Raw genomic sequence first — 14,767 nt, forward strand, 5'->3', positions numbered from 1 at the left:
ACGACCCAGAGCCGCCGCGACCCAGCGTGTGCGGACCCTCGCCTTGCCGCGCGCGAGACGATCTCGCACAGTAGGTTTGCGGGGTGACTGGACGGTTCCCGATCGAAGACGTCTCCCCCGTCGTCTCGTGCGGGCGGTACCCGGCAAAGGCGGTGGTCGACGAACCGGTTCCGGTGTCGGCCCGCGCCTACCGGGAGGGGCACGACGCGCTGGGCTGCAACGTGATCTGGACCGGCCCGGAGGGCACCACGAGACCGTTCACCCGGATGCGTCCGGGTCAGCCCGGCCAGGACCGCTGGCACGCCACCATCCACCCGGACGCGGTCGGCGCCTGGACCTTCACCGTCGAGGCGTTCCAGGACCCCTATCTGACCTGGCAGAACGCGGTGACCAAGAAGGTCGCCGCCGGGCAGGGGCCGGCCGAGTTGGCCAACGACCTGGCCGAGGGCGCGCGGGTGCTCACCGCCGCCCGTGACCTCGTTCCGGCCGCCGACCGGGCCGGAGTCACCGCGGCGCTCACCGCGCTGGTCGACACCGACCTGTCGCTGCCGCAGCGCGTCGGCCCGGCGCTGGGCCTGGCCGACCTGCTCTGGGCGTACCCGCTGCGCGAGATGGTCACCGCAGGTGACACGTACACCCTCTGGGTCGACCGGCAGCGAGCCCTCTTCTCCGCCTGGTACGAGTTCTTTCCCCGCTCCGAAGGGGCGGCGGGTGGTCGCTCCGGCACCTTCGTGACCGCCACCGAGCGGCTGCCGGGCGTGGCCGCGATGGGCTTCGACGTGCTCTACCTGCCGCCGATCCATCCGATCGGCCGGGTCAACCGCAAGGGCCGCAACAACGCCCTCACCGCCGGGCCGGACGACGTGGGCTCGCCGTGGGCGATCGGTGCCGCCGAGGGCGGCCACGACACGATCCACCCCGACCTGGGTACGCCGGCAGACTTCCGGGCCTTCGTGACCGCCGCGGCGGCGCAGGGCCTGGAGGTGGCGATGGACCTGGCGTTGCAGTGCGCACCGGACCACCCGTGGGTCACCGAGCACCCGGAGTGGTTCACCACCCGGGCCGACGGCAGCATCGCGTACGCGGAGAACCCACCGAAGAAGTACCAGGACATCTACCCGGTGAACTTCGACAACGACCCCGACGGCATCCGGGCCGAGGTGCTGCGGGTGGTGCTGCACTGGGTCGGCGAGGGCATCCGGATCTTCCGGGTGGACAACCCGCACACCAAACCGTTCGACTTCTGGCACCGGCTGATCGCCGAGGTGAAGGCCGTCGACCCGGACGTGCTGTTCCTGGCCGAGGCGTTCACCCGGCCCGCCATCATGCACGGCCTCGGCAAGATCGGCTTCACGCAGTCGTACACCTATTTCACCTGGCGCACCACGGCCGCCGAGATGCGGGCGTACTGCGAGGAGCTGGTCGTCGCGGCCGACTACATGCGGCCCAACTTCTGGCCGAACACGCCGGACATCCTGCACGAGTCGCTGCAGCACGGTGGCCCGCCGATGTTCAAGATCCGGGCGGTGCTGGCCGCCCTGCTCTCGCCCTCCTGGGGCCTGTACGCGGGCTTCGAGTTGTTCGAGCACGTGGCCCGGCCGGGCGCCGAGGAGTACCTGGACAACGAGAAGTACGAGCTGCGCCCCCGGGACTGGGCCGGTGCCGAGGCCCAGGGCCGCTCGTTGGCCCCGTTCCTGGCCACGCTCAACCGCGTACGCCGGAACAACCCGGCGCTGCACCAGCTGCGCAACCTGCGCTTCCACGACATCGACAACCCGGCGCTGCTCTGCTGGTCGAAGCACGACCCGGAGACCGGCAACGCGGTCATCGTGATCTGCTCGTTCGACCCGCGAGCCGTGCAGTGGGGCAACACGACGCTGGACATGCCGGCCCTCGGCTTCGACTGGCACGAGCGGTTCACCGTGCACGACGAGCTCACCGGCACCACATACGACTGGGGTCAGCGCAACGCGGTGCGTCTCGACCCGTACCTGCAACCGGCGCACGTGCTGACCGTGCGCCGCCCGAGCACCCCGACCGTGCCGGAGCCGGCGGGCGTCGAGGCGGCGGACCTCACCGTCGCCGAGGTGCCGGACGACCTCTCCGGCGGCACCGCACCGACCGGTCCCGCGCCGGCCGACGGCGCCCCGGGCGAAGCCGCCCCGGGCGAGGCCGGTTCGAGCGAGGCCACCCCGGGCGAGGCCGGTTCGGCCGCCGCGGCGCCGGAGGCAGCCCCTCAGGTCATGCCCGTCGGGAAGCCGCCGCAGCGGTCCAAGCCCAAGACCAAGATCAAGCAAACCCCGCCCCGCCGCGGCCGGAAGGATCCCCGATGAACGAGCTGATCAGGGGCGTCACGCACGACCCGCACGCGGTGCTGGGCGCGCACCCCGCCGAGGGGCAGACCACCATCCGCACACTGCGGCGTGGGGCCGGCGACGCGACCGTACTGGTCGACGGCGACCGGCACCCGATGAAGCGGGTCCACGACGTCGGCCTCTTCGAGGCGGTGCTGCCCGGCGAGGTTCTCGACTACCGGGTCGAGGTCGACGGCACGGTCCACGACGACCCGTACCGCTACCCGCCGACCCTCGGTGAGCTGGACCTGCACCTGATCGGTGAGGGCCGGCACGAGCGGCTCTGGGAGGCGCTCGGCGCCCGGGTCTTCGACGAGGGCGTGGCGTTCTCCGTGTGGGCGCCCAACGCCCAGGGCGTCCGGGTGGTCGGCGACTTCACCGGCTGGTCACCCGACGACGGCTGGCCGATGCGCTCGCTGGGCTCCAGCGGGGTGTGGGAACTGTTCGTCCCCAATGCCCGGGTCGGTGCCCGCTACAAGTACCGGGTGCTCGGCGCCGACGGGCGGTGGCGGGACAAGGCGGACCCCCTCGCCGCGTACGCCGAGGTGCCGCCGGCCACCGCGTCGGTGGTGCACCACTCGACCTACCGGTGGTCCGACGCGGACTGGCTGGCCCGCCGCGCGCAACGGCGGCCGCACCAGGAGCCAATGAGCGTGTACGAGGTGCACCTCGGCTCGTGGCGGCCCGGACTGAGCTACCGCGAGCTGGCCGAGCAGCTCACCGCGTACGTCACCGAGCTGGGCTTCACCCACGTGGAGTTCCTGCCGGTGATGGAGCATCCGTTCGGCGGTTCCTGGGGCTACCAGGTCAGCGGCTACTACGCGCCGACGTCCCGATTCGGTGACCCGGACGACTTCCGGCACCTGGTCGACCAGCTGCACGCCGCCGGGATCGGCGTGATCCTGGACTGGGTGCCGGCGCACTTCCCGAAGGACGAGTGGGCCCTCGCGCGCTTCGACGGCACACCGCTCTACGAGCACCCCGACCCGCAGCGTGGCGAACACCCCGACTGGGGCACGTACGTCTTCGACTTCGGCCGACGCGAGGTCCGCAACTTCCTGGTCGCCAACGCGCTCTACTGGTGCGACCAGTTCCACGTCGACGGGCTGCGCGTGGACGCCGTCGCCTCGATGCTCTACCTCGACTACTCCCGGGAGGAGGGCCAGTGGTCTCCCAACCGGTACGGCGGTCGGGAGAACCTGGAGGCCATCGCGCTCATGCAGGAGGTGAACGCGACCGTCTACAAGCACCACGCGGGCGTGCTGATGATCGCCGAGGAGTCCACCGCCTGGCCGGGAGTGACCCGGTCCACCGCGGAGGGCGGGCTGGGCTTCGGGTTCAAGTGGAACATGGGCTGGATGCACGACAGTCTCCTTTACACCTCGAAGGACCCGATCTACCGCCAGCACCACCACCACCAGCTCACCTTCTCCCTGGCGTACGCCTGGAGCGAGAACTACGTCCTTCCGATCAGCCACGACGAGGTGGTGCACGGCAAGGGCTCGCTGGCCGGCAAGATGCCCGGCGACACCTGGCAGCGGCTGGCCAACGTGCGGGCGCTGCTGGCGTACATGTGGGCGCACCCGGGCAAGCAGCTGCTCTTCATGGGCTCCGAGCTGGCCGACGACCGGGAGTGGAGCGAGGAACGCGGCCTCGACTGGTACCTGCTGCACGACCCGGCCCGCGCCGGGGTGCAACGGCTCGTCGCCGACCTCAACCGGGTCTACCGGGCCACCCCGGCCCTCTGGGCGCAGGACACCGAACCGGCCGGGTTCCGCTGGATCGCCGGCGACGACGTCGCCAACAACACGGTGGCGTTCGTGCGGATCGCCCCGGACGGCTCGACGCTGGTCTGCGTGGCGAACTTCTCGGCCCAGCCGCTGCACGACTACCGGGTCGGGCTGCCGGCCGGCGGTGTCTGGACCGAGGTGCTCAACACCGATGCCCGGCACTACGGTGGGTCGGGGGTGGGCAACCTGGGCGAGGTACGCGCGCAGGACGTGCCGTGGCACGGGATGGTCGCCTCCGCCGCCCTCCAGGTGCCACCGCTGGGCGCCGTCTGGCTCCGCCAGAACTGACCTCGCCCGCTGCGCGGCGTCAGACCAGGCCGGCGTCGCGCAGCAGCATCCACAGGCCTGCGCCGTCCGGTGCGGAGAGCCACTGCTGCCCCACCGGTCCCGCCGACGGGCGACCGGCCGGCGCGGGCAGAACGCCGGCCAGCACCGACTGGGTCGGGGAGAGCCGGCGGATCGCCACCCCTGCGACGTTCTCCGGGTGGGCGGCGGCGAACTCCCGGTAGATCTCCTGGTCGTGCTGGCCGTCGTCGCCGACCAGCAGCCAGCGCACCTCGGGAAACTCCCGTGCCAGCCTCGCCAGGGTGGACCGCTTGTGCTCCATCCCGCTGCGGAACCAGCGGTCGGCGGTCGGACCCCAGTCGGTGAGCAGCAGCGGCCCGGCCGGATAGAGGTGCCGGGACAGGAACCGGGTCAGCGTCGGCGCCACGTTCCACGCGCCGGTGGAAAGATAGAAGACCGGCGCGCCGGGGTGCGCGGTGACCAGTCGCTCGTAGAGCACCGCCATGCCGGGAACCGCGTTGCGGGCGTGCTCGTCCAGCACGAACGTGTTCCACGCGGCGAGCAGCGGCCGGGGCAGCGCGGTCACCATCACCGTGTCGTCGATGTCGGAGAGAATGCCGAACGTGACGTCCGGGTCGAGGATGCGCACCGGCGCGTCGACCGGTTCGGCGTCCGGGACGCTGAGCCGGATGGTGCCCCAACCGGGTGACAGGTCGGCCTCGACCAGCGTGTCGACGAAGCCGCTGCGGTCGGCCCGGGTCTCGTGGCGTACGCCGCCGGCCTCGATGGTCACGGTGACGTGCTTGGCCGGCAGGGTGGTGAAGCTACGCCAGCCGCGGACCTTGTCCAGCCGGCCCCGCTGACGCGTGTCCGGTCGGCCGAGCAGCACCCGGCACATCACCCGCACCCAGCCCGGTGCACCGTAACCGGTGTAGGCGACGATGTTGACCCGCCAGCCCGTGCGCCGCAGCCGACGCTCCACGAGCTGGTGCACGGCGTCCTCGATCCGCGCGGCCCGGTGCAGGTTCGGCACGGCCAACTGGCCGGCGGGAGTGGGTGGCACGCGCCAACCCTGCCACACGTCGACGGCCACGGCCACGCGAGCCGGCGCCCGCTGCGCCGAACCACCTCGACCGGCCTGCCGTCCGTGAAACACTCCGGACGGGACGACGACGGGGGCGCGGTCGTGTCGACACCAGAGCAGCACCGTGGGCGACGGCGCCCGCGACTCGACCGACCGGCGCTCGTCGCGCTGCTGTTCGGGCTGGCCGGCATCGCGTACAGGCTGGTCCTCACGCTGTACACCGTGCCGGTGTCGAACAGCGACGAGGCGACCTTCGGCCTCGCCGCCCTGCACATCGGGCAGGGCCGGGCGCATCCGGTCTTCCTCTACGGCCAGCACTACATGGGGATGCTCGAGTCGTACCTGGCCGCGCCGCTGGTCGCGCTGACCGGGCCGAGCTGGCCGGTGCTGCGACTGCCGATGCTCGCGCTGTACGCGGTCTTCCTCTATCTGATCCACCGGCTGACCCGTCGGCTCTGCGCGCCGTGGTTCGCCACCCTCGTCGTCGGCCTGCTGGCGCTCGGCCCGGAACGGGTGGTGCGCGATCAGCTCAGCGTGGTCGGCGGCCGGCCCGAGGTGAAGCCGGCGGTGCTGCTGATGCTGCTGATCACCGTGGGGCTGGCGGCCGGCACGGTACGCCGTCGGCGACTCGCCGTCGCCCTGTTCGGCCTGCTCGCCGGGTTGGCCACCTGGTCGGACTGGCTGATCCTGCCCTACCTGGCGGTGGCCGGGCTGGCGCTGGTCTGGGCGGTGCGGCGGGAGCTCCTCGGCTGGTCAGGCGTGCTGCTGGTGGCGGGTTTCGTGGTGGGGGTGGCGCCGATGCTCTGGGACAACCTGCGGGCGGCGCCCGGTGACGATTCGCTGTCGGTGTTTCGCGAGATCAGCTCGAAGGCGGGCCCGGTGCCTGGATGGTCGGACCGGATCCGGGGCGGCCTGCTGGAGGGGGTGCCGCTGGCGCACGGGCTCTGCCCGGTGGACGGGTGCGGCCGCTGGCAGCAGTTGTTCGGTCTGCTCTACCCGGTGCTGCTGGTGGGCGCCGGGGTGCTCGCGGTGCTCGCGTACCGCCGGGCCGCGGGCGCGCCGCGCGGGGAGCGGGTCCGGCCGGTCGTGCAGCTCGCCCTGGTCGTCGGCGCCGCGTTGACCCTGCTGTCGTACGTTCGCACCCCGCTCGCCGCGACCAGCCCGCTGGAAAACGCCCGCTACCTGTCGGTGCTGCAGCTGTCCCTGCCGGCAGTGCTCTGGCCGCTCTGGGTGGCCGCGGTCGCCTGCTGGCGCGGCACGGTCGGGGCGCTCGGTCGGCTCACCGGCGCGCTGGCCGCCGCCGTGCTGGCCGCTCTGACCGCGACCACGCTGGTGGTCACCGTGCTCTTCGCGACCACCGGCTTCCGGGCGTCGCGAACTGAGGAGCGCGAGGCCCGTCAGTTGGCCTCCGCGCTGCGCACCAACGGCCCACACGAGGTGTACGGGGACTACTGGACGTGCAACCGTCTGATCTTCAACACCGACGAGTCGGTGGTCTGCGGGGTGCTCGACAGCGACCTGTCCCCCGGGCAGAACCGCTATCCGCCCTACTGGCGGCAGGTCGGGCGGGCGCAGCGGCCCGGCTACGTGGTGGAGGTCGACTCACCGATGGAGCGGCGGCTGCGGCGGCTGCTCGCCGACCGGCTCGACGCCACGCCGGTGCGGCAACTCGGCGGCTATCGCGTGTACCACCCCGACACCCCGGTGCGGCCCTGGCGGTAACGGCGGGTCGTACGCTGGCCCGGCCGGTGCAGCGGAGCGCCGCCGTCCCGCCCGTCGAGGAGATCCGATGCTCATCCTGCTGCCGCCCTCGGAGGGCAAGGCCGACGCCGGCACCGGGCGACGGTGGGACCCGGACCGGCTCGCGTTGCCCGAGCTGAACCCGGCCCGGGAACGGGTGCTGGACGCCCTGGTGACGCTCAGCGCCGGCCCCGATGAGGCGGCGGCGCTGACCGCGCTGGGGCTCAGCGAGGGCCAGCGCGGCGAGGTGCGCCGCAACGCCCGGCTGCGGGTGGCGGCCACCGCGCCGGCCGCACAGGTCTACACCGGGGTTCTCTACGAGGCGCTGGAGCTGGCGTCGTTGCCGGCGGCGGCACAGCGGGCGGCCCGACGATCGATCCTGATCAGCTCCGGCCTGTGGGGCGCGGTCCGGCTCGCCGACCGGATTCCGCCGTACCGCTGCCCGATCGGCGCCCGACTGCCCGGCGTGGGGGCGCTGTCGGCGTACTGGCGGCCGCTGCTGGCGCCGAGGATGGCGGTCGCGGCAGGCGCCGGACCGGTGCTCGACCTGCGCTCCGGCGCGTACGCGGCGATGTGGACGCCGCGCGGAGAGCTCGCCGAGCGGACGGTGACCGTGCGGGTGCTGCACGAGCGGGAGGTCGACGGTGTGCCGGTCCGCTCGGTGGTCAGCCACTTCAACAAGGCGACCAAGGGGCGGCTGGTCCGTGACCTGCTGGTCGCCGGCGCCCGACCGCGTACCGCGGCGGAACTGGTCGGCACGCTGCGCGAGCTGAAGCACACCGTCGAGGAGCACGCCGGCCCAGCCGGCCGGCCGCGACAGGTGGATCTCGTGGTCACCGACCTGTAGAGGCGCCGTCGCCCAGCCGCAAGATTTCCTCAAGGCTGGGCGGGATCGGTTCCGCAACGGCGGCGCAGGGGTCACGGTAGGGGCACCCAGACTCCGACAAGGGAGCACCTCGTTGGCCCGCGAACCCGCCCTGCTCGACCGGCCCCGCTCGCCGGCGACGCCACCCCCGCTGGACTGGCTGACCCTGGGCGACGCGTTCGAGGCCGCCTGCCTGCTGCGGTGCACGCCCCCGCCGACCGCCGCCCGGCCGGGCGCGACGCTACCGGCACACTCGCCCGGGGTGGAGTTCAACCGCGAGGACGCCGCGCAGCGGATGCGGCAACTGCTGGCCCGACTGGACATCCCGGTCAGTCACGAGGCCGCCGTGGGCGGCCTCCGGCGCCGCTACGAGCTGCACCGGCTCTGGGTGCCCCGGGAGCACCACGGCGCGTACGCCCGGATGCTCGACGCCGGCTGGTGGCAGGGGCGTCGGGAGTTGCTCGGCGGGCCGCTCCCCGGCGCCTCACCGGCGCGTCGGCGATGGGTGTCCCAGCTCGCGGCGGCGGCGTGGCGATCGGCGCTGCTGGCCGGCGGGAGGCATGTCCGCCGGCACATCCTCGGCGTACGGCTCACCGACCGGGAGTTGGCCGCGGTGCTGATCCGTGGCGCGGCCGTCCTCGACGTGCCGGCCGTGCTCCGGCCCGGCACGGGATGTTTCCTGGTCAGCGTCGCCGACGGGCCGGACCGGCAGCGGATCCTGCGCAGCGCGGCGATGGAGGCGGCCCGGGGCGCGGCGCCGGAGCGCGCACGCCGCCCGGCCTGCTGATCCGGTGCTGCCGCGCCGCCGACCGAAACGGAGCTTGCGCGCGGGAGTCCGACGGCGCACAGTGCACCGCGTGAGTCGTACCTCGTCCGGCCGGTCCGCCCACCGCCACGCGGGGACGGCGGCGCTGCTGGTACTGCTGCTGGCCACGACCCTGACCGGTGCCGCCGGCTGCCGGGACACCCCGGCCGCGCCGCTGCCGATCCGGATCGCCACCGGCAGCCCGACCGCCGTGTACTACGCCTTCGGGCAGTCCCTGGCGGCCATCCTCAACCGGGAGCTTCCCGACGAGGTACGGGCCACGGTGGTGATCACCGCTGCCTCGGCGGAGAACGTCCGGCTGGTCGGCTCCGGTGCGGCCGAGCTGGGCTTCACCCAGGCCGACGTGCTGCCCGCGACCACCGGGGGCAGCCCGGCGTTCGACGCGATCGCCCGGGTGTACGACGACCAGCTGCACCTGGTCACCACGGGCGGCGGACCGATCCGCACGGTCGCCGACCTGCGCGGCCGGCGGGTGTCCGTCGGCGCCCCCGGATCGGGCACCGAGATCACCGCGACCCGGCTGCTGGAGGTGGCCCGGCTCGGCGGCGACGAGGTACGCCGGGAACGGCTCGGGTTGGACGACTCGGTGGCCGCGCTCCGCTCCGGGCGGATCGACGCGTTCTTCTTCTCCGGTGGGCTGCCGGTGCGGGGCATCGCGGACCTGGCCTGGCGCAGCGCCACCCGGATCGTGGACCTCAGGGAGTGGACGGAGCCGCTGCGATCCCGCTACGGCCAGGTCTACGTCTCCCGGGACATCCCCCGCTCGGTGTACGGCGTGGATCCGGTGACCACGGTTGCCGACCCGAACTACCTGATCGTGCGGGCCGACCTGCCGGAGTGGTTGGTCCGGGAGGTGACCCGGCTGCTGATGGAGCGTCGGGCCGAGCTGGGCGCCGCACATCCGGCAGCGGGGCGGATGAGCCCTCGCTCGGCGATCGTCACCGCGCCGCTGGCGCTGCACCCCGGCGCCGCAGCCTGGTACCGCGCGGCCAAACCCTGACGACCCGGCTCGCTACCGGGCGGGGGCGGGCCTGCGCTCGGTGGCTGGCTCCTCGTGCGCCGGACCGGCTTCGGGGCCGGGCGGGAATGCCGGAAACCACAGGCCGGCGACCAGCCCGCGGGTCTCACCCGGGCGCATGGTGAGTCGCCCGTCGGAGGCGTCCACCAGGACAGCGGCGATGGTCAGGCCGAGGCCGGCGCCGTCGACGTTCTGCGCGTCCGGCGCCCGCCAGAACCGCTCGGTGGCCTGACCGAGCTGACTCTCGGTCATACCCGGGCCGGTGTCGCGCACCTCCAGAGCGACCCCGTGGTCACGCCGGGCAACGGTCACGGTCACCGCCCCGCCGGCACCGCTGAACTTCACCGCGTTGTCGATCAGCGCGTCCAGTGCCTGGTCGACGGCCGTCGGCACGGTCAGCGCGTACGCCGGAGCGTCGGTCGTGGCGAGCCGCAGCGCGACCGACCGGTGTCGGGCCAGCGGCGCCCACGCGGCGACCCGGGACGCGGCCACCGCGGCGGCGTCCACGGTGACCCGCTCGTTCTCCTCGCGTTCGGCGCGGGCCAGGGTGAGCAGCGCGTCGAGCACCAGCGCCAGCCGGTCGGTCTCCTCCAGGGCCAGCCGGTGCTCGGAGCGCCCGTCCGGGTCGGTGAGGTGGGGACCCAGCTCCTCCACCCGCAGCCGCAGCGCGGTCAACGGATTACGCAACTGGTGACTGGCATGTGCCACGAAGGCGCGCTGCCGGTCCATCACGTCGGAGACCACATCGGCCATGTGGTTGAAACTCGCCGCGAGCCTGCGCAGCTCCGGCGGACCGAGCCGGTGCAGCACGCGCGCGCCCCGGTCGCCCTCGGCGATCTCGTGGGTGACCGCGTCCAGCTCGGTGACCGGGCGCAGCACCCAACCGGCCAGCCCGAACGCGGTGAGCACGCAGGCCAGCATGGCGAGCAGACCGGCCAGGGCGAGCAGCACCCACCAGGTGGCGACGGCCTGGCGGATCGCGGTGGCCGGGGTCACGATCACCACCGCGCCGAGCACCTCGCCACCGTCGTTGATCGGCACCGCCACCACCACCGGGCCCGCCGTCCACGGCCAGACCGGCCCGGGAGCGCTGGTCTGCTGCCCGGACAGCGCGATGTCCAGGGCGGTGGTGGTCCCCGGGACGGGCTGCCAGCTCGCCGAGGCGACGACGGTGCGCCGGTCCCGGTCGATGACCGCCGCGCCGATGGCGTACAACTCGTCGTAGCTGCGCAGCTCCGCCTCGAGGGGATCCGGCCCGCCGCCGCGCAGCGCCGGCCCGGCCAGCGAGGCGAACCGGGTGGCGTCGGCGAGCCGGTCGGCGCGTACCCGGTCGGTCTCGCGACTGGCCAGGGTTGCCGCCAGCGGAGTCTCCAACGCGATGAGGACGAGCACCATCAGCAGCAGGTAGCTGATCACCAGTCGACGGCGCACGGCATCCCCTCACGCATCGCGTAGCCGGTAGCCGACCCCGCGAACGGTCTCCACCAGGCGGGCGTCGCCCAGCTTGCCGCGCAGGGACCCCACGTGCACCTCGACGGTGTGCCGGTCGGCCCAGGTGGTGCCCCAGGCGTCGAGCAGGATGCGGTCACGGGGCACCGCCACCCCGGGCTGGCGGGCCAGCGAGAGCAGCACGTCGAACTCCTTACGGGTCAACGTGACCTCGCGGCCGCCCACCGTCACCGTCCGGGCGGCCACGTCGATGCGTACCGCACCGGCCTCGATGTGGTGCCGCTCGGGTGCGGCGTTCGCGGCCCGGCGCAGCACCGCCTCGATCCGGGCCTGCAGCTCCACCATCGAGAACGGCTTGACCACATAGTCGTCGGCGCCGAGGCGCAGGCCGAGCACCCGGTCACGTTCCTCGCCCCGCGCGGTCACCGCGATGATGCCGAGCTGGCTGCTGCGTCGGCGCAGCTCCCGGCACAGGTCGGTGCCGTCCCCGTCGGGCAGGGTCAGATCGAGCAGCACCAGGTCGCACGGTGCGGCGGCGAGCGCCGCGGCGACGGTGGACGCGTGCTCGACCTGGTATCCGCGGCGGGTGAGGGCGGAGGAGAGCGCGGCAGCGACCCGGCGGTCGTCCTCCACCAGCAGGATCCGCACCCGTACCCCCGTCCACTCGCAGCGCCGTCCTGCGAATGGTGGCAGAAGCCCGCCGCGAGCGGGAGTGCCGCCTGCCCGGCCGTCCTCCTAGAGGCCGAACACGTCGTCGGCGACGGCGTCCCGGACGCCGTCGCTGAAGCCCCGGAAACCCGGGTCGTCGTGGCGGGCCGGCACGCTGGTGACGTTGACTCCGCTGGCCTGGGTGACGGCGTCGACCAGGGGCGGATAGTCGATCTCGGCGTCGGTGAAGGCGTCGTCGTCCGCCTCGGCCAGGTTGATCACGTGCTGTACGTCATCGGACGGCGTGTCCGGGTCCTCGGCCCACTCGCCGCCCGCCCGGTAGCACTCGTCGTACAGCCCGCGCTGGCTGTCGGTCCAGTCGTCGTCGTAGCTCGCCATCGTCCATCCCTCCGCGGCCGCTCCACCTGAGCATGCCCGCTGGGGGGCGACGACCGCGGCGGTACCGGCGAAAACCGGGCGGGGGCCTCGGGGTCGCGCACGTAGGCTGCCGTGGTGATCTACAAACTGCTGCCGAGCACGGAGTGGGACGACGCGCTCGCCGCCGGTGCCTTTTCCGGCACGGCGATGGACCGCGACTCCGGGTTCATCCACCTGTCCGGTCCCGACCAGGTGGTCGAGACCGCCCGGCGGTACTTTGCCGGGGCGATGGGGCTGACCCTGCTGAGCGTCGACGACGACCAGCTGGGCGAGGCGTTGCGCTGGGAGCCGTCGCGGGGCGGGCAGCAGTTTCCGCACCTGTACGGTCCGTTGCCGGTGACGGCCGTGGCGGCGGCGCGGTCACTGCCGGCGGACGTTCCGGTCGCTGACGCGTTGGCTGCCCTGCTGGGCTGACACGGCCGCGCCCGGCCCGACGGGTGTCCGGGCCGGGCGCGGAAGGTCGAATGCGAGGGCTCAGCGGGAGAGGCGGCCGATCTCCTCCTGGAACCGGTCCATCGGGTTGGCCTCGGCGGGGCCGAGCAGGTAGGTCTTCAGCTCCCGGCGGGCCTCGGTCATCGGGTCGTCACCGGCCCGGGTCACCGCCACGATCTTCTCCAACTCGCCGCAGTCCCTGGAGAGCAGGTACGCGGCCCGCGCGGTCGGGTACTCCCGGCGGAACTCGTCCTCGGGCAGGCCGGCCGGGTTGGCCACCACGTACGGTCGTTGGCTCTGCACGAAGTCGGAGACCACACTCGACACGTCACTGACCAGCAGGTCGGTCTGGTTGAAGCAGTCGAACAGCGCCGGCGTGCGACCGGTGACCACCAGGTGGGCGGTCCCGTCCAGGGAGGTCGCGTTCGGGTTGCCGCCGGCTGCCCGGATGGCGCCCACCACCCGCTCGTGCACGACGGCGGCCGCCCTGGACCGGGACCCGGTGAGCGGGTGCGGCTTGTAGATCAGACGCACCCGGGGGTTGGTGGCCAGCAGCCCCTTGACGATTCGCTCCCCCATCAGCACCAGCGAGGTGTGGTACGGGTCGTCGTCGAGCCAACCCTCCCAGGTGGGCGCGTAAAGGACGGTGAACGGCCGGTCCACCGACTCGGCGCCGAAGGTGTGCACCCCGGCCAGTTGCGGTCGGCCGATCTCGACGATGTCCGAGTCGAGCACCCCCACGCCGGCCCGTGCGTACCGCTCCCGGCCCGCCAGGCCGGCGACCCAGACCTCGTCGTACACCTTGCTGTACGGGTTGACGCTGGCCTGCTTGTCGCTGTCGCCGTGCCCGACGAAGACGTGCTTCATGCCCGGATCGCGGAGCAGGTGGATGTTCGCGCCGACGTTCGCCGAGTAGAGCGCCGTGCGGACGCTGGTGAACTCGAGGTTCATGAAATCCACGCCGGCCGGAACGCAGATCACCGGTAGCCGCGTGTCGGCCAGTTCCAGGAAGGCATCCCGGTTGCGCATCAGCACCACCGCGCGCTGGTCCAACGCCTCAGTCGGCGCGAGCCACATGTTCGCCTGGTAGACGTCCTTGGCGGGGCCGGCGAAGTAGAGCGCGACCTCGGGCCGGTGGGTGTCCAACCACCGCTGGACGGCGGGCAGCAGCGAGCTCTGTTCCGCACCCCGTCCACGGACCCAGGTCAGCGCGATGATCGCGCCCACCACGCCGGTCAACGCCACCGCCACGACGGCGGCGACGAAGAACGGCGTCGCGTCGTGCTGCACCGCGGCGGCCACCGCGGCCGGCACCAGCAACACGTTGAGCAGGGGCATCCGGTCGCCGGCGACCGCCGCCGCCCAGATCGGTGGCTGGGGGGCCGAGCGCAGCGGACCCAGGTCGATGTTGCGCACCATGGCGGAGAGCGGGTCACGACGCTCGATCATCGTGGAGAACGCCCCGGCGAATACCGAGACGACCCATACCGTGGCCGGAAGAACGAGCAGCACGGTCCGCTCGGCACCGGTGAGCGGCACCTCGGCGGTGACCAGCAGCACGGCCGAGAGGTCCCGGGTCAGCTGACGGTACGACCAGTGCAGGCCGACCTTCTCCAGCAGCAGCTGCGACGTGGGTGACCAGCGGGCCACGGCGAACTCACCGAGCACCGCGACCAGCCCGGCGACGGCGAACAGGCCAATCCAGCCGAAGGTGCCAGCGACGAGCATGACCAGGTAGGACAGCACCAGTAAGCCGCTTTGGGCGGCAACTCCGATACGTCCTGTCAACGTGCCGAACAAACGAGTTCGCTCCCTACGAGATTGGCGACCGGCGTGAG

11 protein-coding genes and 1 pseudogene are annotated in these 14,767 nt (G+C 73.0%); 7 read left to right on the forward strand and 5 right to left on the reverse strand.

Annotated features, from left to right (window positions below; all coding sequences use genetic code 11):
• Window positions 1–83 precede the first annotated feature (83 nt).
• Together ACLJN9_RS15400 and glgB are read left to right on the forward strand one after the other, a co-directional pair.
• Window positions 84–2,159, forward strand: a pseudogene (locus ACLJN9_RS15400) (maltotransferase domain-containing protein); the annotation flags it as partial.
• 170 nt (window positions 2,160–2,329) lie between these two features.
• On the forward strand, window positions 2,330–4,432 hold the full coding sequence (gene glgB, locus ACLJN9_RS15405) for a 1,4-alpha-glucan branching protein GlgB (protein ID WP_410812018.1): 2,103 nt from the start codon (window positions 2,330–2,332) through the stop codon (window positions 4,430–4,432).
• Between the two features lie 19 nt (window positions 4,433–4,451).
• On the opposite strand, the gene ACLJN9_RS15410 is transcribed toward glgB, so the two are convergent.
• Window positions 4,452–5,492: an App1 family protein gene (locus ACLJN9_RS15410; protein WP_410812019.1), complete on the reverse strand. Its 1,041-nt coding sequence runs from the start codon at window positions 5,490–5,492 to the stop codon at window positions 4,452–4,454.
• Between the two features lie 123 nt (window positions 5,493–5,615).
• Here ACLJN9_RS15410 and ACLJN9_RS15415 point away from each other — a divergent pair, with 123 nt between their 5' ends.
• From ACLJN9_RS15415 to ACLJN9_RS15430, 4 genes are all read left to right on the forward strand, one after another.
• A complete protein-coding gene (locus ACLJN9_RS15415) occupies window positions 5,616–7,235 on the forward strand; it encodes an ArnT family glycosyltransferase (protein WP_410812020.1) in 1,620 nt (539 codons plus the stop codon).
• 67 nt (window positions 7,236–7,302) lie between these two features.
• Window positions 7,303–8,100, forward strand: coding sequence for a peroxide stress protein YaaA (yaaA, locus tag ACLJN9_RS15420; protein ID WP_410812021.1), 798 nt, complete (start codon window positions 7,303–7,305; stop codon window positions 8,098–8,100).
• A gap of 112 nt (window positions 8,101–8,212) precedes the next feature.
• Complete coding sequence (locus ACLJN9_RS15425; protein WP_410812022.1) at window positions 8,213–8,905, forward strand: hypothetical protein; 693 nt, start codon at window positions 8,213–8,215, stop codon at window positions 8,903–8,905.
• A 61-nt stretch (window positions 8,906–8,966) separates the two neighbouring features.
• On the forward strand, window positions 8,967–9,944 hold the full coding sequence (locus ACLJN9_RS15430; RefSeq protein WP_410812023.1) for a TAXI family TRAP transporter solute-binding subunit: 978 nt from the start codon (window positions 8,967–8,969) through the stop codon (window positions 9,942–9,944).
• Window positions 9,945–9,956: 12 nt separating this feature from the next.
• Here the strand turns inward: ACLJN9_RS15430 and ACLJN9_RS15435 are convergent, their stop codons facing one another.
• From ACLJN9_RS15435 to ACLJN9_RS15445, 3 genes are all read right to left on the reverse strand, one after another.
• The gene (locus ACLJN9_RS15435) at window positions 9,957–11,393 is read right to left on the reverse strand and encodes an ATP-binding protein (protein ID WP_410812024.1); all 1,437 of its coding nucleotides are present in this window, start codon (window positions 11,391–11,393) and stop codon (window positions 9,957–9,959) included.
• Between the two features lie 9 nt (window positions 11,394–11,402).
• Entirely contained in the window at window positions 11,403–12,059 is a 657-nt protein-coding gene (locus ACLJN9_RS15440; RefSeq protein ID WP_410812025.1) for a response regulator transcription factor, read from the reverse strand.
• A gap of 87 nt (window positions 12,060–12,146) precedes the next feature.
• Window positions 12,147–12,458: a hypothetical protein gene (locus tag ACLJN9_RS15445; protein WP_410812026.1), complete on the reverse strand. Its 312-nt coding sequence runs from the start codon at window positions 12,456–12,458 to the stop codon at window positions 12,147–12,149.
• Between the two features lie 114 nt (window positions 12,459–12,572).
• On the opposite strand from ACLJN9_RS15445, the gene ACLJN9_RS15450 reads away from it, so the two are divergent.
• The gene (locus ACLJN9_RS15450; RefSeq protein WP_410812027.1) at window positions 12,573–12,911 is read left to right on the forward strand and encodes a DUF952 domain-containing protein; all 339 of its coding nucleotides are present in this window, start codon (window positions 12,573–12,575) and stop codon (window positions 12,909–12,911) included.
• 60 nt (window positions 12,912–12,971) lie between these two features.
• On the opposite strand, the gene ACLJN9_RS15455 is transcribed toward ACLJN9_RS15450, so the two are convergent.
• Window positions 12,972–14,729: a CDP-glycerol glycerophosphotransferase family protein gene (locus tag ACLJN9_RS15455; protein WP_410812028.1), complete on the reverse strand. Its 1,758-nt coding sequence runs from the start codon at window positions 14,727–14,729 to the stop codon at window positions 12,972–12,974.
• Window positions 14,730–14,767: the final 38 nt, after the last annotated feature.

This window comes from Micromonospora sp. 067-2 (genome assembly GCF_046549295.1).
In the GTDB taxonomy this organism is placed as follows: domain Bacteria; phylum Actinomycetota; class Actinomycetes; order Mycobacteriales; family Micromonosporaceae; genus Micromonospora.

Bases quoted from the DNA above. Each gene is read 5' to 3' on its own strand.
- glgB (WP_410812018.1), top strand. From the start codon at position 2,330: ATGAACGAGCTGATCAGGGGCGTCACGCACGACCCGCACGCGGTGCTG.
- yaaA (WP_410812021.1), top strand. From the start codon at position 7,303: ATGCTCATCCTGCTGCCGCCCTCGGAGGGCAAGGCCGACGCCGGCACC.
- ACLJN9_RS15445 (WP_410812026.1), bottom strand. From the start codon at position 12,458: ATGGCGAGCTACGACGACGACTGGACCGACAGCCAGCGCGGGCTGTAC.